Origin of the sequence: Pseudomyxococcus flavus, from assembly GCF_050038885.1 — a bacterium.
In the GTDB taxonomy this organism is placed as follows: domain Bacteria; phylum Myxococcota; class Myxococcia; order Myxococcales; family Myxococcaceae; genus Myxococcus; species Myxococcus flavus.
Genome location: NZ_CP143624.1, coordinates 4676546 through 4698164, shown reverse-complemented (window position 1 = coordinate 4698164; position 21619 = coordinate 4676546). Strand labels below are relative to the sequence as shown.

The window sequence follows — 21619 nt, the reverse complement described above, 5'->3', positions numbered from 1 at the left end:
GCCCGAATGTGGCAGGCGTCCGTGGTCGGACCCGCTCCGGGTCATCACCTTTCTCTTACAGAGGAGGTGAGATTTCCATGATTCCCGAAGCGATACAGCACTACCTGCGCCGCAACGGGGTGCGTTTCGAGCGGTACTGGCACCCGCGTGCCGTCAGCGCCCAGGAGGTGGCCGAGGCGCTGCACGTCTCTGGCTGGCGCGTGGCCAAGTCCGTCATCGTGATGGCGGACCGGCAGCCATGGATTGTCGTCGTTCCCGCGGCGAGCTCGGTGGACCTGGACCAGGTCCGCGCCATGCTGGGTGCCAGGCACGTCCGACTCGCCACCGAGGAGGAGTTCTCCGGCCACTTCCCCGACTGCGAGGTAGGCGCCGAGCCCCCCTTCGGCGAGCTCTACGGCCTGCCCGTCGCCGTGGACGAGTCCCTCAGCCTGGCCGAGCGGCTGCTCTTCCGCGCCGGCTCGCACGAGGAGGCGCTCGAGATGCGCTTCCAGGACTTCGCCACCCTGGAGTGGCCCCTGGTGGCCTCCTTCATCGAGCAGGAACAGCAACGTCAGGCGGCGAGCGGCACTGGCGCGCCCGTGCGGTCTCTCGAAGAGGCCCACGCGCACGCCTGATTCGGAGCGAGGCGCCCGGACCGCCTAGTGCGTGTCCCGCGCCTCCCCGTCGGCGTCCGGTGGGTTGCGCAGCAGGTACTCCAGCTCCTCGGCGCGAGGGTCGTCCGACAGCGCCTTGCGCCGCGACTCCACGCGCTCGCGCTCGGCGCCCTCCAGCCGCTCCGCCCACGCCCGCGCCTCCGCGCGCGCGCTCGGAGGCAGGTGCCGCATGCCCTCATGGACCGAACGCGCCGCCGCGTCATATCGGCGCAGCGCCTCCTGCGTCCGGGCCACGGCGAAGAACGCGTCCGCGCTGGGCGCCAGGCGGGCCGCCGTCTGCCGCCGCTCGAGCGCGCGAGAGAGCAGCCCCTCGCGCTCCAGGCACGCGGCCTCCATGGACAGCAGCCGCGCGCGCTGCGCGTAGTCGGTGATGAAGGGCGCCAGCGCCTGCAACGTCTCCTTCGCCCGCCGCGTCAGGCCCGCGTCCAGCTGCTGCGCCGCCAGCTGGAACGACAACGCCACGTTGCCCGGGAAGCGTGCCAGCAGCCGCTCCAACGAATGCAGCGCTTCCTCTCGCCGGCCCTGCGCCCGCAGCACCTCCGCTCGCAGCAGGTGCGTGTCCAGGGCGTCCGGCGCCAGCCGCTCCACCTCTGCGCGCGCCGCCTCCGCCGCCTCCAGCTCCCCGCGAATGATTCGCAGCCGGGCCTCGCGCGCCCACAGCGCCGCGACCTCCGGCTCGCCGGCGAAGTGCTCCCGCGCCCAGTGCGCGTACTCCAGCGCCAGCGCCATGCGCCCGGGCGTGTTGGCCAGCGAGTCCACGATCCGCACCGCCGTGGCCGGCGCCCGCGGCGTCAGCACCGTGAGGGACGCCAGAGACTGTGCCTGGGGCAGGGCCTCGCCGAGCAGCACGGAGGCATCACCCGCCTCGTGCGCCAGCCGGTACTCCAGGAAGCCCTGGGCGCTCCGGCCCAGCGACAGCAGCGCCCGCGCGGCCACGCGGTGCGAGCTGGCATCCAGCGGCGACAGGTACAGCGCCCGGTTGACGAGGGCCAGCGCCTCTCCCGCCCCCTCGCGCCCCCGCGCCGCGTGCGCCGAGGCCATCAACCGGTACAGCAGGTAGTCCGCCGGGTGCCGGTCCACCAGAGTCAGTCCGCGCGCGTGGGCCTCCCCGGCGGACGCCCCCGAGGTGACGAGCTTCACCAGCTCCGCCTCCGCGTCCTCCAGGCGATGGCGGCCGGGCACCAGCGCCACCAGCGCCACCAGCGCGAGCGCCGGGCCCGTCACCAGCACCCGTGCGGAGGGCTTCACGCACCACGCCGGGTCCTCGGACGCGCGCTCGCGGGGACGCGCCACCGCGCCCAGCACCACCAGCGCCGCCACCGCGCACGCGGGCAGCTCCAGGCTGAAGTCGAAGAGGTCGTGCAGCGCCAGCGCCGCGACGCCCGAGAGCGCCGCGAGGTCCAGCGTCTCCAGCCCCCCGCGCCGCAGCAGGCGCAGGAAGCCCCAGACGGCCACCGCCAGCAGCACCAGCCCGGGCGCCCCCAGCTCCGCGGCGGCCTGCAACACCGCGTTCTCCGGGTGCGTGAGGGTGTTGGGGTTGGGCTCCGACTGGTAGCGGGGAAACGCCACCTCGAAGGCGCCCCGTCCCATGCCCAGCAGCGGGAACGCCCGCGCGGCCTCCGCCATCATCGGCCACAGCGACACCTTGGAGTGCCGCAGCTTCTCCACGCTGTCCGTGGTGCGCGCCTCCGCCCACAAGCCATCCGCCGCCGTGTACGCGCCCACCATCAGCACGGCCAGCAGGCCCATCAACGCCGCGGTGCTCCGCGCCCAGGCCGGCGTGGCCCCCTCGCTCGAAGCGCGGCGCTGGCGCAGCAGCAGCACCGCCAGCAGCGCCTGTCCGAAGACGTAGAAGGCAATGCCTCCACGCGACAGCGACAGCACCACGCCCAGCCCCGACACCCCCGCGGCCAGGGCCGGGAGCCACGCCCGGGCCCGCTGCCTGCGCGTGAGCGCCAGCCCCACGCCCACCGTCGACGCCAGCCCGAGGAAGCCGGCCAGGTGGTTCGGATTGCCAAACGGCGTCACCAGCGTCGGCTGCGCATGCACCCAGGGCCAGACGCCGAAGAGGGACTTCATGCCCAGCAGCGCGTGCCCCAGCCCCACCACCGCGAGGCCCGCGCCGGTGAACACCACCGCCGAGAGCAGCCGCTCCCGGCTCGTGCGAGAGCGGCACACCTGCACCGCCGCGAGGAAGGCCAGCAGGTACGCCAGGTGCTTCGCCAGCTCGCGCCACGTGGCCGGAGGGTCCAGCGACACGGGTCGTGCCCCTTCGAGCCCTAGGGGCACCAACGCGAACTCGCGCAGCGCCGCCGCCTCTGGACTGACGAGCGTCAGGACGCCTGAGGGCAGTGGCACCAGCTGCACCGCGCAGAGCCCCGCGCCCACGGCCAGGGGCACCGCCAGCAGTGGAACGCGGAGCGACTGCCCCTGCCGCTTCGCGCCAATGGCCGCCAGCACCGCCGCCGCGCCGGACAGCGTCACCAGCGGCCAGAGCAGCCAGCGCGCCGCGCCTCCCAGCGCCAACGGACACAGCACGACGAGCGACGTCAGCGCCGCCTCGGCGAACAGGGTGTAACGGGAGGCGCTGCGGGAGGAGCGGGGCATGCGGGGAACGAGGCGGGAAGTATCACAGGACCTCTTTCCCCTGCCCGCCCCCCCGCCTCCAGTACGAGCCACCAGGAAGCCTGGCGTGCTCGAAACACGACATCAGAAGGCGAATGCGACCAGCGGCAGGCTGGGCCGCGGCGTCCAGGTCCGCGTCCGCAACGCGCCGCGTGCATCCCGCCGGGCCTTCACTTCCCGCAGCTCGTCCTCCAGCTCGATGCGCTGGTTGACCAGGCTCTCACGGTACGCCCGGTTGACCGCCGCACGCTTGCTCCCCGTGGCGACGCCGGCGATGAGCAATCCCACGCCCGCGGCGCCGCCCACCGTCAGGCCCGCGCCCAGGGCCACCAGCACACCCTTGTCGTCATCGTTGGACGTGTTCAGCCCGAGGATGATGAGGGGAACCCCCAGCAGCAGCAGCGGCGAGAGCACGTAGCCCGAGTACGCCATGATGAGCGAGCCCGTCGGCCAGTTGGTGTCGACGGTGCGAATCTCGCTCTGGAGCCGCGAAATCTGCCGCGTCAGCTCGCGGACGCGGGCGTCGAGGTCCTCGTGCGGGAGCGCGGGCGCGTCGGAGGGCGGGGCCGCGTCCAGGTCCTCCCCCTGGGCTGGCGCCTGGGCCACCAGCAGCCGGGCGGCCACGGAGCGCCCCGCCTGCGGCTGCAGCAACGAGGGTGAGGTCGGCCCGGGCGCGGTGGCCAGCAGTGCGACGGCGATGAGTGACAGCATGTGTGGTGTTTCCCCCTGGGGCGAAGCAGGCGGCCAACCCTAGCACCTGCCCCGACACGAAGGCCTCGAAGCCAGCTTGCATCCAGGGGACCTTCTGGCATGTTCGCCGCATCCATGCGCCGTTTCATCGTCACCGCCGCCCTCCTCTGTTCCGCCCTCTCCGGCCTCGCTGGCTGCAAGGGCGCCTGCCGCGAGCTGTCCGAGAAGCTGTGCGACTGCGCCATCAACTCGGTGGAGAAGGAGCTGTGCCTGCGGCGCGCGTCCCAGGAAGAGAACCGCGTGGAGCCCACGGCGGAGGACGAGGCCGTGTGCGAGGAGCTGGTGGAGAGCTGCGACTGCCGCGCCATCGAGACCGACGAAGGCAAGCGCGCCTGCGGCCTGTCCCGCTGAGGCGTCCCCGCCCCCGCTTCCGCGGCATGTCCGGCGCTCAGGAACCGGACGTCACCGTCCCCGCGCCCGCCGGGTGACGCGCCTCCACCCAGGCCTTCAGCGCGTCACGCACGCGCGTGCGCAGGGGCGTCTCCACGGAGCGGTGCACCCACAGCGACGCGGACACGCCCAGCAGCAGCACCAGGGCCAGCCCCCCTTCGGGCGTGCGCAGCTCCACCCAGGGCGATAGCACCTCACCCAGTCCCTTGGCGGCCTCCGACACCGGGTACTGGAGCAGGTAGAGCGCGTAGCTGGCGCCGCCCAGCCGGACCAGGACGGGGCGCGACAGCAGCCAGCCCAGGGCGCCGCCGCCTCGCGCGAGGCCATACACCAGCAGCCCCGACGCCGGCGCCAGCAGCGCGTTGTGCATCAACGGGTACGAAATCCGCTCGCCCGCGGCGCCCGCCGCCACCAGCAGCAGCGTGCCCAGCGCCGCCAGCACCGCGCCCGAGCCCCGGCCCCTCCCCGCCTGGCGCTCGCGCACGAAGCACACGCCGAGCAGCACCCCGAAGAGGAACTCGGGCAGCCGCGTCAGCGGGCTGAACTTGAGCACCATCAGCCACATCCCCGCCGAGGCCACGTCCACGGGCCCGGGCCCGTCCGGCAGCAGCCCCAGGTACAGCAGCGACGGCGCCAGCCCCAGCGCCCAGGTGCCGCACAGGGCCAGGGGAAGCCACGAGGACCGGAGCCGGGGCAGCGCTCGCGCCAGCCAGGGGAAGAGGGCGTAGAAGAAGGCCTCCACCGCCACGGACCAGCCCGGCGGATTCCAGTAGAGGGCCAGCCTGGGCACCCACGCCTGGAGCAGGCTCAGCGCGGCCAGGCCGCCCACCGCCAGCTTCGCGGAGGCCAACGTCCAGCCATTGGCCGCCACCGATGCGGCGATGGTGGTGGGCGCGGACAGGAGGAACGCCAGGACGTAGACGGGGTACACCCGGGCGACACGCGCGGCCCAGAAGGCCCGCGGCGACGTCTCCATGCGCCCGTCCGCGTCCAGGTAATTCCACGCGAGGACGAAGCCCGACAGGACGAAGAAGACCCCCACCGCGGCGTAGCCGGAGCCCACCCAGTTGCGCACAGCTTCCGGCGCCGGGCCCAGGCACGGCGCCGCGAAGTGGAACAGCACGACGTGCAGGGCCGCGACGAAGCGCAGCCCCGTGAGCGCGTCGAGAGCCCGGCTGCCGCTCACCGCTACCGCCGGCCGATGCCGTAGTACGTGAAGCCCAGCTCACGCATGCGCGCCGGGTCGTACACGTTGCGGCCGTCGAACACGACGGGCGACTTCATCAGCGACTTCATGCGCTCGAAGTCCGGGTGACGGAACTCGTTCCACTCCGTCACCACGAAGAGGCCATCCACGCCCTCCAGCGCCTCGTAGGGCACCGAGGCGTAGCGGATGCGCTCACCGAAGACGCGCTTGGCGGTGTGCGGCGCCACCGGGTCGTGCGCAATCACCTGGGCGCCCTTGCCGATGAGGCCCTCGATGACCTCGATGGACGGCGCCTCGCGCATGTCGTCCGTCTTCGGCTTGAAGGCCAGGCCCCACACGCCGAACTTGCGGCCCTCCAGCGAGCCGTAGTGCCTGGCGGCCTTGTTCACCAGCAGCTTCTTCTGACGCTCGTTGGTGCGCTCCACCGCGCGCAGCAGGTCCAGCTCCAGGCCGAACTCACGGCCGGTGGCCACCAGCGCCTTCACGTCCTTGGGGAAGCAGGAGCCGCCGTAGCCCACGCCCGGGAAGAGGAACGGGTAGCCGATGCGCTTGTCCGAGCCCAGGCCCTTGCGCACGAAGTCCACGTCCGCGCCCACCTTCTCGCAGAGCGCGGCGATGTCGTTCATGAAGGAGATGCGCGTGGCCAGCATCGCGTTGGCCGCGTACTTGGTCAGCTCCGCCGAGCGCGTGTCCATGAACAGCACCGGGTTCTCGGTGCGCACGAAGGGCGAGTACAGGTCCGCCATCACCTTCCGGGCCCGCTCGGAGTCCACGCCGATGACGACGCGGTCGGGCTTGAGGAAGTCGTCCAGCGCCGCGCCTTCCTTGAGGAACTCCGGGTTGGAGACGACGTCGAACTCCACGTCCGTCACCTTGCGGATGGCCTCGCGCACCTTGTCCGCGGTGCCCACCGGCACGGTGCTCTTGTCCACCACCACCGTGTACTGCTTCATCGCCTTGCCAATCTGCTCGGCGGCGGCCAGCACGTACTGGAGGTCGGCGTCGCCGCTCTCGCCTTCGGGCGTCCCCACGGCGATGAAGACGACCTGCGCGTTCGTCACGGCCTCCGGCAGGTCGCGGGTGAAGAACAGGCGCTTCTCGCGCACGTTCTTCTTGATGAGCTCCTCCAGCCCCGGCTCGTAGATGGGGACCTCGCCCGCCTGGAGCATGCGGATCTTCCGCTCGTCGATGTCCACGCACGTGACGTCGTTGCCCGAGTCCGCGAAGCAGGTGCCCGCGACAAGGCCGACGTAGCCGGTTCCGATGATGGCAATACGCATTGAAGGAGTCCCAGTGAATGTCTCGTACGGGACTCATACGCCGGGAGGGAGTCCGAAAGGAAGCCCGTCCCCGCCACCGGACACGGCCGGCGAGCAGCCAGCCTTACTGACCCGTGAGCAGGCGGCGCACCCGCTCCATGCCCTTGAGGGCCGAGGTCCTTCCAGGGGTGCACACAGGACCCACCACCGTGCGCTCCAGCAGCTCCCGCGTCGCCCGGCGCAGCGGCGGCATCGCGGCGGTGGCCTCCGCGGCGGCTTCCGGAAACAGCCGCGTGACAATCGACAGGGACGTGTAGAGGGCCCGCTCCAGCCGCCAGTCCGCGGCCCGGGCCAGCAGCGCCGGCACGTCCAGCGGACGCGAGTACACGCCGCCCATCCACTTCGCGCCGGTGACGAGCTCGCGCAGGTCGATGAAGGACACCCACGGCACCGCGTACCCGTGGCGCGCGTGCTCCAGCGCCGCCAGCAGCACCGCGTCCTCCAGGTCCGGGCGGAAGACGGAGGGGCCGTAGACACGCATCGGCTTCGCGCGCTCGAGGATGCCCGCCGCCTGCTCGCGGCGCTGGGGCCCCAGCACGTCCGAATAGAGCAGGATGACGGTGCGCCCGTCGGACACCACCTTCGTGGCGCCGCTGCTCTCGGTGTCGGGCTCCGGGGCGAACTCGTGGTTGGAGAGGAAGCCGGCGAAGCCCTCCACGTCCAGGCGCTTCATCAGCATCTGGAGCTCCGGCACGGGCCGGAAGCCCACGTGGGGATAGAGCGAGTCCGCGAAGGCCGCGGCCCCCATGAGCACCAGCCTGCGTCCCTCCAGCGCGCCCACGATGCGCTTGAAGTTGACGAGCTTCATCACGTTGTCGTTGACGGAGCCCTGATAGATGCTCAGCAGCCTGTCCCGCGCCCACTCCGGCGCGTTGCCCGCGCCCAGCCGGTACTCCAGGTTGTAGGCCGCCAGCGGCGCCAGGCCCTGGACGACGGCCCAGTCCACGTACGCCTCCCAGGGCGCTCCTCGCAGCGCGCCTCGCGGCGGGTCGAACGAGGAGAGCACGCGGAAGGTGTCGAGCAGACTGGCGGCGGACATGGTGCCCCCCTTTAACGGTCCAGGCGCATGGCCTGCAACGCCCGCATGACGTCACGCCATGTGTGGAGCACCCGTCATTCCCGGGCGCCAGGGATGACCAGGTGACACTGGCCGGCCTCGCGGGGTGGGTCGCCGAACTGGACCGAGTGAATACCTGGGCCGCCCGGCACGTCGCGGGCCGGGCAGGCATTCCAGGAGGCGGCATGGCGCAGCGAGGATGGTCGGACGGGCGTCCGGCCCGGTGGCTCACGCTCGGAGCGCTCGGGTGGGCCGCGTGCACCAGCACGACGGCACCCGAGGAACCCCCGGCACATGACAACAGCACCGCCGTCGGCTCAGAGGCGCGGTGCGAGGTGCGCCCGCCCTTCGAGCCCCACTTCGAGCCCGAGGTGGAGTGGGCGTGGACGGCCAGCCCCCTGATGCCCACGCACACCAACGTGCAGACGACGCCCGTGGTGGTGGACGTCAACGGAGACGGCACCCCCGACGTCGTCTTCAACAGCTTCGAGGGCTGGAACTTCAAGACAGGCGGCGTGCTGCGCGCCATCAGCGGCGCGGACGGCTCGGACCTGTGGGCGGTGACGGACCCCGCCTACCGCACGCGCGGCTCGGCGACCGTGGCGGCCGGAGACCTCGACGGCGACGGGAAGGTGGAGCTGTGTACCGTGCCCGAGAGCGCCCGGGGCATCCTCTGCTTCGAGCACACCGGCGTCTTCAAGTTCCGCGCGGACGGCCCCCCGCTCGACTGGGGCGGCGTGTCCCTGGCCGACCTGGACGGGGACGGCGCGGTGGAAATCATCGCCGGCAACCACGTCTACGACAGCACCGGCACGCTCCGCTGGGTGGGGAGCGACGGCGTCGGGAGCCCGCCCAATGACTCCGGTCCCATTGCCTTCGCCGTGGACCTGGATGGCGACGGGCTCCAGGAGGTGGTGAACGGCCGCGCCATCTATCGGCATGACGGCACGCTCCAGTGCAAGGCCGAGGAGCTGGGCCACGGCCTGTCGGGCGTGGGCAACCTCGACGCCGACCCCGAGGGGGAGGTGGTGGTGGTCTGGAACGGCCACGTCTCGTTGATGGACGCGGACTGCCGGGTGAAGTGGACGGTGCCACACCTGGGCGGCGGCGTGGGTGGGCCGCCCAACATCGCGGACTTCGACGGTGACGGGAAGCCGGAGATTGGCGTGGCGGGCGCGTCCCACTACGCCGTCTTCGAGGCGGACGGCGCCGTGAAGTGGCTGAGCCCCACGCAGGACCACAGCTCCAACCGCACGGGTTCATCCACCTTCGACTTCGAGGGCGACGGCCGCGCCGAGGTCGTCTACGCCGACGAGACGGCGCTGCGCATCTACGACGGCGTCACCGGCGCGGTCCGCTTCGAGACGCCACACAGCTCCTGCACCGCCTATGAGAACCCGGTGGTCGTGGACGTGGACGGCGACGGCAACGCCGAAATCGTCGTCGCGCAGAACACGGCCTGCGGCTACGGCGGCTTCCACGGCGTTCGCGTGTACCGGGACCGCAAGGACGGCTGGGTGAACACGCGCCGCATCTGGAACCAGCACGCCTACTCCGTCACCAACGTGAATGACGACGGCACCCTGCCCGCGCGGCCCGTGAGCAACTGGCTGGCGCCGGGGCTCAACACCTTCCGCACCAACAGCCAGGGGACGGGCACCGTGCGGCCCTTCGCGGCACCCGACCTCGTCGTCGGCCAGGTGAAGGCCACCTGCGCGGGCGAGGACGCGGTGAGGCTGCACGCGCGCGTGCGCAACCAGGGAGACGCGCCGGCCTCCGCGGGCGTGAAGGTGGCCTTCTACCAGGACGCGGTGGGCGAGGGCGGCCCCCTGCTGGGCGTGGCCACCGTGGCGCACGCGCTGGAGGCGGGCGCGGAGGCCGCCGTGGAGCTGGCGCTCGATGCGCCTCCGGGGGGCTGGGTGCTGGTGTTCGCGGTGGTGGATGACGATGGCACCGGCACCGGGCGCGAGCTGGAGTGCCGCGAGGACAACAACGCCGGCAACGCGCAGCTGAAGCTGGAGTGCACGGCCAACGTGCCGCCGGTGGCGCAGTGCCGCGACGTCACCGTGGAAGCGGACGCGCAGTGCCGGGCGCAGGCCAGCGTGGATGACGGCAGCCATGACCCGGACGGCCAGCCCGGGCCCTTCACGGTGACACAGGCGGCGCCGGGGCCCTTCGGGCTGGGGCGCCACGCCGTGACGCTGACGGCCTTCGACGGCGAGGACAGCGCGGTGTGCACGGCCAAGGTGACGGTGGTGGACACGACGCTGCCCTCCATCGTCTGCCCGGCGCCGCAGGTGCTGGAGTGCGTGGCGGGCGGAGCGCAGGCCACCTACACGGCCCGGGCGGAGGACAACTGCGGCCCGGTGACGGTGGACTGCACGCCGCCGACCGGGTCCCGGTTCCCGCTGGGCCGGACCGTGGTGGACTGCAACGCGGTGGACGGCTCCGGCAACGCGTGCGGCTGCGCCTTCTCCGTGACGGTGAAGGACACCCGCGCGCCCGTGCCTGGCGCGTCCCTGGGCAAACAGCTGTGGCCCGTGGACCACCAGTACCGCACGGTGACGCTGGCGGAGTGCGCGGCACCGGCGCAGGACGCGTGCCTGGGAGACCTCCCGCTTCAGCAGTACGGCCGCATCGTCCGGGTGACGTCGGACGAGTCCGAGGACGTCGCGGGCAGCTGCGACGGCGCCACCTGCGACGACATCGACGTGCGGGTGAATGCCACGTCCGTCCAGCTCCGCGCGGAGCGTGACGACACCGGGGATGGCCGCGTCTACACGGTGCACTACGTGGTCGCGGACCCTTCCGGCAACCAGGCCGAGGGGCGCTGCACCGTGGAGGTGCCGCGCGGCTCGGCCGGGCAACCCGCCGTCGACAGCGGGCCCAGGTACTGCGTGGGCCAGGGCTGCGCCCCGGGCCTCGGGGGAAGTCCGCTGTGCCCATGAGGTGAGAGGAAGGGGCCGTGAGGTGCTACCCGCTCCACGGCCCTGCTTCCTCCCCATCACCTCGACACGCGGCGTGTCAGGAGCCGCGACGCTGCTCCAGCTCGGCGCGGAGCTGGTCCTCCTTCGCGCGCAGCTCCGGCGTGAACTCAGCGCCGAAGTCCTCGGCCTCGAAGAAGGGACGAATCTCCAGGTCCGACTCCTCACCGGGCATGGGGGGCGGGCAGCGGCGCGCCCACGCCACGGCCTCCTCCATCGACTTCACCTGCCAGATCCAGTAACCGGCGACGAGCTCCTTCGTCTCGGTGAAGGGACCGTCGATGACGGTCGTGGTGCCGCCCGAGAACCGCACGCGCTTGCCACTGCTGCTGGGCTTGAGGCCGTCCCCGTCGAGCATGACCCCGGCCTTCACCAGCTCCTCGTTGTACTTGCCCATGTCCGCGAACAGCTTCTCGCTGGGCATCACCCCGGCCTCGGAGTTCTTCGTCGCCTTCACAAGCACCATGACTCGCATCGCATCGTCCTTTCGGCGGGGGGAAATTCCCCGGTCTTGAAGGGGCGACGAATCAGCCCGGCGCGGATCGACACGCCCCCGAGAAAAATCGACACGTCCACCCGGGGGCCCCAAAGTCGAATTATTTCAGCGACTTGACTCACGAAACCCGGCACGCACGGCATTGCGCACCCGGCGGGCGCCGTACCGCGCCACGGAGCCCATGCGCGGCGCCAGCATCAGCTTCGCGGCCAGCCACCCGGGCCGGCTGTCCAGCAGCGACGCCCTCAGCAGCCGCGCGTCGGAGAAGAAGCGCCGAGCGAGCGCCTGCTGCCAGCGGGGCGGCGCCAACGCCGCCAGCACCGCGTCAGGCACCGGCGCGTCCAGGAGCCGCCGTGCCGCTTCCCAGGCGTACCAGGCCGCGTGTGGGAAGGCCGTGCTCCGTGCCTGCTCGACCACGGCCCGCCAGTCCAGCCCTGTGCCCGACTGCGCCAGCAGCTTCAGGTCGAAGAGCCACGCCAGCCGCTGCAGCGCGTGGTTGCTCGCATGCAGCGCCAGGTACACGGCTTCGTCCTCCGGGCGCAGCCAGCGCACGGCCCGGCCGTCCACCGACCCCGCCTCCGCGCGTGCGAGCAGCGCGTCCCCTTCCAGCGCCTCGCCCCACCCCGCGAGCGCACGGAAATGCAGCTCCACCAGCCCCGCGGTCCCCGCGAGCTCCAGGTGGTGCGCGTCCTCTTCGCCGTGCCGGGCACCGTCGTCCCGGCGCGCCGAGAGCCCCACGCGCGAGAGGGCCTGGGCCGCGGCCCCCACGTCCGCGCGCGCCACCAGCAGGTCCACGTCCGTGGTGGCGCGCAGCAGCGGGTCCGGGTACAGCCGCAGCGCCAGCCCGTACCCCTTGAGCAACACCGGCACCTGTCCCACCGGCCCCAGCGCGTCCAGGCTTCGCAGCAGCAGCGCCTTCACTCGCAACACCCGCGCCGCGTTCCCCAGCGACTCCCGGCGCAGCGACGTTTGCGCCGCGTCCGGCAGCGCCCAGCCGGCTCGGGACACCGCGTGCTCCACGAAGCCCACCAGTCCGTGACGCACCGCCGTGCGCACCAGCCCGTCCGCCTCCGCGCCTTCCGGTGCCGCTCGCGCGGGTGCATCCGGCCAGGCCCGCAGCAGCGCGTGGAGCGCGCTCGCGCCCTCGGGGACCGGGCCACCGTCGGGCATCACTTCCTCAACGCGACCAGGCGGCCCGGCTCCGCGTGTGCACGCGGCCGCAGACGCGCCGCGCGCTCCGCCACCGCATCCGCGACCTGCTCCAGCGCCAGCTCCTCGTCGCGGTTGATGGCGGACCGGCCATCGCGCCACACCAGCAGCAGCGAGCCGAAAATCTCCCCGCCATCCCGGATGGCGATGCTGACCTCGAACGGGCTCCCCGAGCCCGCGAGCCGCTGGGCCTCGAAGACGATGCCGTCGGAGTGGCCCTCGAGGAAGGTGCGCTGGAAGCGCAGCTCCTGTCGCGACAGGCCCAGGGCATCCGCCAGGGGGCGCACCGCGCTCCACACGCCCTCCAGCGACGCGGCGGCGCGCACCGCGCGGGTGACGTCCTTCGACATCGTCCGGAGCCAGAGGTTGCGCTGACGCAGCTGCTGCATTCCCTTCGCGCGGCCCAGGTCCAGGTAGCCCAGCCGGCGCATCAGCAGCCCGATGAGCACCGCCATGCCGCACAGGAGCATGGCGCTCTGCGCGCTGCTGGCGAAGTTCAGCGCCAGCGCCACCAGCGTGAAGAGGCCGCACAGGCCATACAGCACCAGCACCGTCGCGCGGTGGCTGAGCACCAGCTGGCTCATCAGCCGGTGGTGGATGTGCTCCCGGTCCGCGCTGAACATGGGCCGGCCCAGCAGCGAGCGCCGCACCATGGCCAGCAGCGTGTCCATGATGGGCAGGCCCAGCGCCATCACCGGCACCAGCATGGCCACCGCCGTGCCGCTCTTGGTGCTCGTCTTGATGGACACCGCCGCCAGCACGAAGCCCAGGAACATGCTGCCGGTGTCGCCCATGAAGATGGAGGCCGGGTTGAAGTTGAACACCAGGAACCCGAGGATGGCTCCCGCCAGCGCGGCCATCAGCAGCGCCAGCAGGACGTCTCCGCGTGAGAGCGCGAGGATGAAGTTGGTGCTGACACCGAAGAAGGCCACGCCGCCCGCGAGCCCATCCAACCCGTCGATGAGGTTGAGCGCGTTGATGACGCCCACCACCCACAGCACGGTGAAGGGCAGGCTCAACGCGCCCAGCACCAGCTCCGGTCCGAAGGGGTTGGCGATGACGTCGATGCGGAAACCCAAGGCATACAGCCCGATCGCCACCGCGAACTGGACCGCGAACTTCAGCCGGGCCCCCGCGCCCCGCAGGTCGTCATAGAGGCCCAGCACCGCAATCACCGCGCCGCCCAGGAACAGGCCCGCGACCAGGTCCGTATGCGAGCGGAAATGGTGGCCCACCCCGGAGTCCACCAGGAACAGTGCGCACAGCGGCGCGAAGAAGCCTCCGACGATGCCCACTCCGCCCAGACGGGGAATGGGCCGCACGTGCACCTTCCGGCTGGAGTTCGCCTGGTCCAGCCACCCCCACGCCTGTGCCCGGTTGCGCACGAGCAACGTGAGCACCAGGGCCACCGTCAGCGAGACGAAGAAGGCGACGAAGAGCGTAATCATGAGCCGCGCACCGTTCCGCCATCGTGAAGGCTGCTGGCTCCACGCGTCAATGCACGCCGGAGTGCGATAGATTTGTGCAGCAATGGGCCCTTGGGTCCGCCCCGACTTCCAGCCAGAGCAGGCAGGCTGCCTTCTAGACGTGCTGCCGCGAATGGAGAAGCCTCTCGTAGAGGCTCCGGGTGCGCGCGGCGACGTCCTGCCACGTCATGTCCCGCACCGCCGCCTGGGCCGCCTCGCGCAATCCGAGCAGGTGGGCGCGGTCCTGGGCGAGCCGGCGCAGCGCCGCCACCTGTGCATCGACGTCTCCCACGGGTACCAACGCACCCGTCTCGCCGTCACGAATGACCTGGGGCGCCACGCCCACCGGCGTGGCCACCGGCGCCAGGCCACAGCGGCCCACGCGTCCCGGTGGCGACGGCCACCACGCCAGACCATCCTACGGCCCGCGGCAGGAGTACGGTCAGCGTCCAGGGATACCAGTGCCCATGCACGGCCGGATGATGGCGCACCGGGCAGGCGTCGTGATGACTGAAGCGGCCAGCGTCTGTCGAGGAGGAGCGCCGGCCCTCTGTGCTCCCATGCCAGGGGCCAGCGATGGTGGACGCCAAGCAGGACGCGAATACGGGCTCAACGCAACGGTGAAACAACCCCGGGCCGGCGAAGCGACTCCTTCCATGCACTCCGTCCTTCCCCCTGCTCTTCCTCGGGGGGGAAGAGTGAGAGAGAATGCGGCGGTCGCTCCGCCCATGCCTTTCGCTTCCTCCCTCACATTACAGGCGTGCCTGGACGCGCGCCGAAACAACCTGGACGCCTTGCGCTTTGCCGCGGCGGCGGGCGTGCTGTTCAGCCATGCCTTTCCGTTGGGCGTGGGCCAGGGCACCGTGGAGCCCCTGGAGTCCTTCACCCGGGGACAGCTGTCCCTGGGCCGGCTGTGTGTGGCGGTGTTCCTGGTCATCAGCGGAGTGCTCATCACCCGGAGCTGGGAACGGGTGCCCGACGCAGCGCGCTTCACGTGGGCCCGCATGCTGCGAATCTTCCCCGGGCTCGGAGTGATGCTGGTGCTGACGACGCTGGCACTTGGGCCGGCGTTCACCCACCTGCCTCTGCGGGATTACTTCACGTCGCCGGACACCGCGCTGTACCTGCTGCGCAACTTCACGCTGCACTGGCCGCAGTGGCAACTTCCCGGCGTCTTCGACGCCAATCCCTATCCCCACACAGTCAATGGCTCGCTGTGGACGCTGAAATACGAGGTCGGCTTCTACCTGCTGACGCTGGCGCTGGGCCTGACGGGCCTGCTGCGCAAGGGGACGGTGGCCCTCGGCCTCGTGGGCGCGGCGACGGCCACCTTCGTCACTGGTCGGCTGGGCTACTGGCCGGAGCTGTACCTGTACTTCGGCGGCGGCGCGGCGCTGTACCTCTGGCGCGAGCGCGTGCGGATGAGTCCCTGGGTCGCGGCGGTCTGCGTGGTGGGCTGGCTCGTCACGGCGAGGCTCGGCCAGGGCTGCCGCATCGCCACCGGCCTCCTAGGCGGCTACGTCGTGCTGTACCTCGCCTTCCAGCCCCTGGGCGCGCTAGCAGACTTCGGACGCCGGGGGGACCTCTCCTATGGCCTCTACCTCTATGCCTTCCCCGTGCAGCAGGCCGTCACCGCGCTGCTGGGTGGCCCCACCGCGTGGTGGGTGAACGCCGCGGTGGCCTTCCCCTGCGTACTGCTGCTCTCCGCGCTGTCATGGCGATGGGTGGAACAACCAGCCTTGCGGCGCAAAGACAGGCTCCCCGCCTGGGCGCGGCCTCCACGCCCCGCCATCACGGCGCATCCACAGACACCGCCCCCGCCGCCTGGACCGCGCTGAAGTTGTCGCCCGCGAGCCGGTCATACGTGAGCAGCCGGTAGCGCCGCATCCAGTCCTCCCAGGAGCCCGGCGCGGGCTCTCCGGAGGTCTGCGAGTCCACGGGCAGGTACGCGCCCTCGGCGTTGCGCACCAGGTCGTTGCGCACCACGGGCAGCACCTTGGACATCTCGGAGACGAAGGCGAAGAAGCCCGGAGGCCGCAGCCCGGCCGTCTCGAGGATGCGCGGGGCGAGCATGCTGATGCTCATGTGGAGGTCCTGCCGGGGCACGGGGAAGTTCGTCCAGAGCACGACGGGGACCTCGGCCATGCGCTCGCGCTGCGCGTCCGTCCATGGCTCCTTGAAGAAGCCCGCCTCCCGGTAGGTCGAGTAGTCCGGCCCCAGCATCGGCAGGTGGTCGCCGAAGAGCACCAGCAGCGTCTTGCGCTTGCGCGTCTCCAGCTGGCGCACCAGCCGCTCCACCGCCTTGTCCATCTGCCGGAGCTTGTGCACGTAGCTCTTCAGGAGCAGCCGGTTGTCGGGCGAGAGCTTCTCGCCCAGCACGTCAATCTGCTCGTCGCCCGTGAGCGGCAGGTTGTAGGGCCCGTGGGTGGACATCGTCACGGCCATGATGAAGCGCGGCTGCCGCTCGTCAGCGAGCTCCTGGAGGATGTGGTCCACGACCTCCTCGTCCGACACCCAGGGCCCTTCGAGCCGGGGCGACGGGAAGTCGGTGAGCGACTGGAACGCGTCGAAGCCCAGCAGCGGGTACACGACGTCCCGGCTCCAGTAGAAGGCGTGGAACGGGTGCATGGCCACCGTGCGGTAGCCGGCGCGCCGGAACAGCGACGGCAGCGCGTCCAGGGGACGCAGCACGTAGTGCTGGTAGGGGAACGAGCCCTCTGGCGCGAAGGCCGAGGACATGCCCGTCAACAGCTCGAACTCGGCGTTGGCCGTGCCCCCCCCGAAGGCAGGGCTGATGAGGTGGCCCGAGGTGTGGCGCTGCATGAGCGACCGCACGAAGGGCAGCGGGTCCGCGCTGAGCGGCACGCCCAGCTGCGTCGGGTCCCACAGGGACTCGGCCATGAAGACGACGATGTCGACGGGCTCCTCGGGCGCGGTCGGCGCCACGCCCGGGCTGCCGCCCAGGGCCGCATGGACCTGCTTCTGGGAGTACTCACTGCCCGGTGTCAGTCGCAGCCCCTCCCAGTTCCAGAGCATCATCAGCGTCAGCCCGTTCACCTGGTAGTTGGAACGCTGGTCCCACACCTGGTGGTAGATGCCGAAGCGGTTGAAGACGCGCCGGACGGGCAGGTGCTGCTGGAAGATGATGACCAGCAGGTACGCCAGCGACGCCAGCGCCAGGTAGCGGCGGCCGGCCCGGGGCAGCGGGTGACGGGGCTCTCCGCGCGCCACCGCGCGCGCCATGACGACGAGCATGGCCACCAGCAGCAGGCAGGAGCCGATGGCCGCGACCGCGCCGCCGCCGGGCAGCAACGTGGGCGCCAGCGACGTCACGTGCCGCCACTCCAGGAAGTCCCAGGGCATCAGCGGCCGGTCGATGAGCTGCACCTTCCGGATGTGCAGCGTCAGGGTGAAGAGCATCGCCGACGCCACCAGGGCCAGCGAGATGCCCAGCCGGTTGGTGGCCGCCCACAGCAGGCTCGACACCGTCGTGATGACGCCCACGCTGATGAGCATGGAGTAGATGTTGCGCTGGCTGATGCCCTCGAGCCCCACGGAAGAGAAGGCCGCGATGGTCAGCTCCATGGCCCCGACGAGCAGCGCCGACACCAGGATGACGCCCGCCAGCGGCCACAGCTTGGAGCGTGGCTGCTGGTAGAAGAGGGTTTCGGGAATCCTTGAACGGCGTGCCAACGACAGGTCCCTCCAATCGACCCGTGGACGGTGAAGGCTGGCAGACTACCTGACAGGCCCCTTGGCATTCCATGCGGCTGCGGTCGGAGTCGCGGCGGCTGCCACCCTGTGTGCGGGCGAGCGCGCGGGGGAGCGCCTCCTGCTCCCGCACCGTCTCACGTCATCCGGGGCTGGGCCAGCAGCGCGGCGCCAATGGCACCGGAAAGTTCTCCCAATTCCGCCACGTGCACGGGCGGCTGGCGCTCGGGGACGAAGATGTGTGGGCGCATGGCCGCGTGGATGCGGCTCGCGAACCCGGGCCCCAAGCGCGTCCCCAGTCCCCCGCCGAGCACCACGGCCTCCACGTCCAGCAGGTTGATGGCCGAAGCCAGGCCCGCGCCCATCATCCGCACCGCGCGGTCGATGAGCCACGTGGCCAGCGCGTCCTCCAGCGACAGGGCCCGGGCCCAGATGCTGCTCGTCAGCCGGGAGCGTCCCTTCTTCCGCATCAACTCGAAGAGGACCGTCTCCTCGCCCTTGCGCGCCGCCTTGTGCGCCCTGCGCTCCATCGACGCGCGGCCCGCGTAGGCCTCCAGGCAGCCGCGCCGGCCGCAGCCACACCGGGCGCCGCCCGGCTTCACCACCATGTGGCCCACCTCGCCCGCCGCGCCACGGCCCCGCCAGGGCACGCCGTCCAGGACCAGGCCGCCGCCCACGCCCGTTCCCCACCAGACGCCCAGCAGCGAGCGGTAGGGACGCCCCGCGCCGAGCCGGTACTCCGCGGCCACCGCGACCTGGACGTCATTGCCCAGCACCACCGGACGCCCCACGCGCGCGCCCAGGTCCCCCGCCACCGGGTACGGCGTCGTCCAGCCCCGGCCCACGTTGCTGACATGGCCCAGGGTGCCTTCGTTGACGTTCACCGCGCCAGGAGCCCCCACGCCCACGCCCGCGAGCTGGCGCGGCGTCAGCCCCGCGGCACTCGCCGCCCCCTCCAGCGTCTCGTGAATCGCCTGGACCACCTCGTCGGGCCCGCCCTCGGCGGGGGTGGGCTGACGCATCTTCCCCAGGACCTCGCCGGCCCGGTCCACCACCACGGCCTCGATCTTCGTGCCGCCCAGGTCGACACCGCCCCAGCACTCCAGGGCGACACGGTCCGCCGGCCTCCTGCGTCCCGCTTCCGCCGCGTTCGACTCCCGCATCTGGCGCCTCCGGCCGTGAGTGGGCATGTCTTCCGAGCCTCCGGGCGAAGATGCGCAGTCCGTACCTGGGGGGGCGAGCACGACGGCAGGGCAAGGGAGCGGCCGGCCTGTCCGTGTGCAACGCTTGGACGCCGGACACGAAAGGAGCAAGGGATGGACCTCATCGGACAGCTGTCTCAGCAGCTCGGAGTGGATGGGACGCAGGCGCAGGGACTGGCGGGCTCGCTGCTGAAGCTGGTGCAGGGCACCGTGAAGGAGAAGCTGGGGCCCGACGCCGCCAGCCAGATGGGACAGGCGATTCCGGAGATGGACGGCTGGCAGCGGGCGCCCAGCACGACGTCCGCGCCCCAGACGGCGCCGGACGCGGGAGGCGGACTGATGGGCGCCCTGGGCGGCCTCATGTCCGGCCAGGAGGGCGGCACCGGCGGCATGATGAGCGCGCTGGGACAGGCCGGTGACGTGGCCGCCGTCGTGTCCCTGCTGGGCCGCTTCAACATCGACGCGAGCAAGGCCTCCCTGGTGGCGCCCCTCCTGCTCAACTTCCTCAAGTCGCGTCTGGACCCGGCGCTCGTGGGCCGCATCCTCTCCGCGGTGCCGCTGCTGAGCGGCGCGGGCGGCGGTGGCCATACGCCCGGCAGCGGGGGCCTGGGAGGCCTGCTGGGTGGACTGATGGGCGGCGGGCGCTGAGCGCGCGCCGTCAGCGCCCCAGGACGCGCTGGCGCAGCGTGGTGGCGAGCGCCCACGGAGGGAAGCCCAGCACGTAGCGCCAGCGCGGCACCTCGAAGTGGAGCGGCAACCCACGCAGGAACAGGTCCAGCGCCAGGTCTTCCCGGCGCTGCGACAGCAGCCACCGCGACACGTGACGCAGGCTGTAGAGCAGCAGGTCCAACCGCTCATGCCTGCGGGCGGCGCCACCGGGGTAGCGCCCCTGGCGCTCCTGCTCCAATTGGTACACCGTGCCCCGGTAGTTCGCCTCCAGCCCCGTGGACTCCGACCCTGGCTGCAGCCGGTAGCCCACCACCACGGGCGCGCGGACCCAGGCGAAGCCCGGCTCCGTGCCCAGCCGGTACAGCAGGTCGTAGTCCTCGCCACTGATTCGCTGAGAGGTGAAGCCGCCCACGCGCCGCAGCGCCTCCGTGCGCACCGCGAGCACACACGCGGTGCGAGGCGTCCGGTCCCCCGCGCTCGCCAGGTAGTCCGCGAAGCGCAGCACGTGGAGTGGCTCGCGCGCCAGCTCCACCAGCGACTGAAGCCGCGAGAAGCGCACCGACGCGCCCATCACCACCGATGTTTCCGCCTCCTGGAGCACCTGTCGGTACGTGGCGAGCGTCCACGGGAACCACAGGTCGTCGCTATCGAGGAAGGCCACGTACTCGCCCCGTGCCTCCTGGATGCCCAGGTTGCGAGCCACGCCCGGCCCCGCGTTGCGCTGCTTCAACACCCGCACCCTGTCGCCAAGGCGGCCCAACCTCTCCAGCGTGTCGTCGGTGGAGCCGTCATCCACCACGAGCACCTCGAAGTCCCGCTCCTCCTGCGCGAACACGGAGTCGAGCGCCGCCTCCAGCAGCCGCGCCCGGTTGTACGTGGGAATGACGACGGAGAAGAAAGGCATGCGCGGCGTCCTCACACGCGGGCGCTCAGGCCCATCTGCGAGATGCCCAAGAAGGTGGACAGCTGCCTGCGGTACTCCGCCAGACTCATGCGCCCGCGCAGCAGCGTCTGCGTCAGCACCGCCGAGTTGTAAGGCAGCGTGCCCACCAGGATGGCCCGCATGGCGGCCTCGTGCAGCCGGCCATGGTGCTTGCGGAAGTACGCCAGCCGCGTGCGCCACAGCTCGATGCGCACCTTGTCCGGCCCCCTGTCGGAGGGGCGGAACGAGCGGCTCGTCAGGTGCGTAATCACCGCCTCCGGGCAGAAGGCCACCTCCCAGCCCGCCTTCCAGGCCCGCTCGCACCAGTCGGTGTCCTCCGTGTTGCCCAGCGGGGACATCTGCTCGTCCAGGAGCCCCACCTCCGCGAGCGCCTCCTCGCGCACCACGATGCAGGCCCCCAGCACCCAGCTCACCCGGGCCTCCTCGTGGCCGTACTGCGCCGGGTCGATGGCCCTCTCCTTGAGGAAGTGCAGGGGGCGCGGCAGGAACACGAGGTCGAAGAGCTGGCCGGCCAGCGACATGGACCGGAAGGTGCAGTTCTGGATGGTGCCGTCCGCGTTCAGCAGCCGCGCGCCCGCCATGCCCACGCGCGGGTTCTCGTCCATGAAGCGGACCAGCGCGTCGAACGCGCCCTCGTGGACGATGGTGTCGTCGTTGAAGATGCAGAAGTGCCGGCCGCGGGCCTGGCGCAGCACCTGGTTGTGGTTGGCGGAGAAGCCCTTGCGCTCCGTGTTGAAGAGCCAGCGCACCTGCGGGAAGTCGCGCCGCATGGCGTCCACGCCGCGGCCGCCGGTGGCGTTGTCGACAATCCACACCTCGAAGGTGATGTCGCGCGTCGTCGCGTGCAGCGTGCGCAGGCAGTCGTGCAGCAACTCCGGGTTGCTGTGATTGACGATGGAGATGACCAGGTCGGGCTTCTTCATCGGGGCCTCCGCGTT

At 71.6% G+C, this 21619-nt stretch carries 18 protein-coding genes; 5 read left to right on the top strand and 13 right to left on the bottom strand.

The features are described from left to right. The first annotated feature begins 77 nt into the window (after window positions 1-77). Window positions 78-614 carry an aminoacyl-tRNA deacylase gene (locus tag VZL07_RS19650; RefSeq protein WP_426757145.1) on the top strand — a complete coding sequence of 179 codons (537 nt, stop codon included), beginning with the start codon at window positions 78-80 and terminating at the stop codon, window positions 612-614. A 24-nt stretch (window positions 615-638) separates the two neighbouring features. On the opposite strand, the gene VZL07_RS19645 is transcribed toward VZL07_RS19650, so the two are convergent. Beyond that, window positions 639-3260: an O-antigen ligase family protein gene (locus tag VZL07_RS19645; RefSeq protein ID WP_426757144.1), complete on the bottom strand. Its 2622-nt coding sequence runs from the start codon at window positions 3258-3260 to the stop codon at window positions 639-641. 102 nt (window positions 3261-3362) lie between these two features. After that, window positions 3363-3989, bottom strand: coding sequence for a hypothetical protein (locus VZL07_RS19640; protein WP_426757143.1), 627 nt, complete (start codon window positions 3987-3989; stop codon window positions 3363-3365). Between the two features lie 99 nt (window positions 3990-4088). Between VZL07_RS19640 and VZL07_RS19635 the strand changes: the two genes are divergently transcribed. Further along, window positions 4089-4379, top strand: coding sequence for a hypothetical protein (locus VZL07_RS19635; protein ID WP_426757142.1), 291 nt, complete (start codon window positions 4089-4091; stop codon window positions 4377-4379). A gap of 37 nt (window positions 4380-4416) precedes the next feature. Here VZL07_RS19635 and VZL07_RS19630 read toward each other — a convergent pair whose 3' ends face one another. From VZL07_RS19630 to VZL07_RS19620, 3 genes are all read right to left on the bottom strand, one after another. Next, window positions 4417-5604, bottom strand: a complete 1188-nt coding sequence (locus VZL07_RS19630; RefSeq protein ID WP_426757141.1) for an acyltransferase family protein — start codon at window positions 5602-5604, stop codon at window positions 4417-4419. 2 nt (window positions 5605-5606) lie between these two features. Next, window positions 5607-6905, bottom strand: a complete 1299-nt coding sequence (locus VZL07_RS19625) for a UDP-glucose dehydrogenase family protein (RefSeq protein ID WP_426757140.1) — start codon at window positions 6903-6905, stop codon at window positions 5607-5609. 103 nt (window positions 6906-7008) lie between these two features. Continuing rightward, window positions 7009-7983, bottom strand: coding sequence for a nucleotidyltransferase family protein (locus VZL07_RS19620; RefSeq protein ID WP_426757139.1), 975 nt, complete (start codon window positions 7981-7983; stop codon window positions 7009-7011). 203 nt (window positions 7984-8186) lie between these two features. Here VZL07_RS19620 and VZL07_RS19615 point away from each other — a divergent pair, with 203 nt between their 5' ends. Beyond that, the gene (locus VZL07_RS19615) at window positions 8187-10949 is read left to right on the top strand and encodes an FG-GAP-like repeat-containing protein (RefSeq protein WP_426757138.1); all 2763 of its coding nucleotides are present in this window, start codon (window positions 8187-8189) and stop codon (window positions 10947-10949) included. Window positions 10950-11025: 76 nt separating this feature from the next. Here VZL07_RS19615 and VZL07_RS19610 read toward each other — a convergent pair whose 3' ends face one another. The 4 genes from VZL07_RS19610 to VZL07_RS19595 all read right to left on the bottom strand — a co-directional run bounded on the left by VZL07_RS19610 (window position 11026) and on the right by VZL07_RS19595 (window position 14538). Next, window positions 11026-11460: a YciI family protein gene (locus tag VZL07_RS19610; protein WP_426757136.1), complete on the bottom strand. Its 435-nt coding sequence runs from the start codon at window positions 11458-11460 to the stop codon at window positions 11026-11028. A 126-nt stretch (window positions 11461-11586) separates the two neighbouring features. Further along, complete coding sequence (locus VZL07_RS19605) at window positions 11587-12651, bottom strand: nucleotidyltransferase family protein (RefSeq protein ID WP_426757135.1); 1065 nt, start codon at window positions 12649-12651, stop codon at window positions 11587-11589. After that, window positions 12651-14138, bottom strand: coding sequence for an MraY family glycosyltransferase (locus VZL07_RS19600; protein ID WP_426757134.1), 1488 nt, complete (start codon window positions 14136-14138; stop codon window positions 12651-12653). Before VZL07_RS19600 ends, VZL07_RS19605 begins: the two co-directional genes overlap by 1 nt. 133 nt (window positions 14139-14271) lie before the next feature. Then, on the bottom strand, window positions 14272-14538 hold the full coding sequence (locus tag VZL07_RS19595; RefSeq protein ID WP_426757133.1) for a glycosyltransferase: 267 nt from the start codon (window positions 14536-14538) through the stop codon (window positions 14272-14274). Between the two features lie 346 nt (window positions 14539-14884). Here VZL07_RS19595 and VZL07_RS19590 point away from each other — a divergent pair, with 346 nt between their 5' ends. Continuing rightward, window positions 14885-15994, top strand: coding sequence for an acyltransferase family protein (locus tag VZL07_RS19590; RefSeq protein ID WP_426757132.1), 1110 nt, complete (start codon window positions 14885-14887; stop codon window positions 15992-15994). Here VZL07_RS19590 and VZL07_RS19585 read toward each other — a convergent pair. After that, complete coding sequence (locus VZL07_RS19585; RefSeq protein WP_426757131.1) at window positions 15948-17849, bottom strand: LTA synthase family protein; 1902 nt, start codon at window positions 17847-17849, stop codon at window positions 15948-15950. The genes VZL07_RS19590 and VZL07_RS19585 overlap by 47 nt on opposite strands. A 155-nt stretch (window positions 17850-18004) precedes the next feature. Then, window positions 18005-19030: an ROK family protein gene (locus tag VZL07_RS19580; RefSeq protein ID WP_426757130.1), complete on the bottom strand. Its 1026-nt coding sequence runs from the start codon at window positions 19028-19030 to the stop codon at window positions 18005-18007. A 153-nt stretch (window positions 19031-19183) separates the two neighbouring features. On the opposite strand from VZL07_RS19580, the gene VZL07_RS19575 reads away from it, so the two are divergent. Beyond that, window positions 19184-19717 (top strand): DUF2780 domain-containing protein, encoded by a 534-nt coding sequence (locus tag VZL07_RS19575; protein ID WP_426757129.1) that lies wholly within the window; start codon window positions 19184-19186, stop codon window positions 19715-19717. A gap of 10 nt (window positions 19718-19727) precedes the next feature. On the opposite strand, the gene VZL07_RS19570 is transcribed toward VZL07_RS19575, so the two are convergent. Beyond that, complete coding sequence (locus VZL07_RS19570) at window positions 19728-20642, bottom strand: glycosyltransferase family 2 protein (protein ID WP_426757128.1); 915 nt, start codon at window positions 20640-20642, stop codon at window positions 19728-19730. Window positions 20643-20653: 11 nt separating this feature from the next. Beyond that, window positions 20654-21604, bottom strand: a complete 951-nt coding sequence (locus VZL07_RS19565; protein ID WP_426757126.1) for a glycosyltransferase family 2 protein — start codon at window positions 21602-21604, stop codon at window positions 20654-20656. Between the last annotated feature and the right edge of the window lie 15 nt (window positions 21605-21619).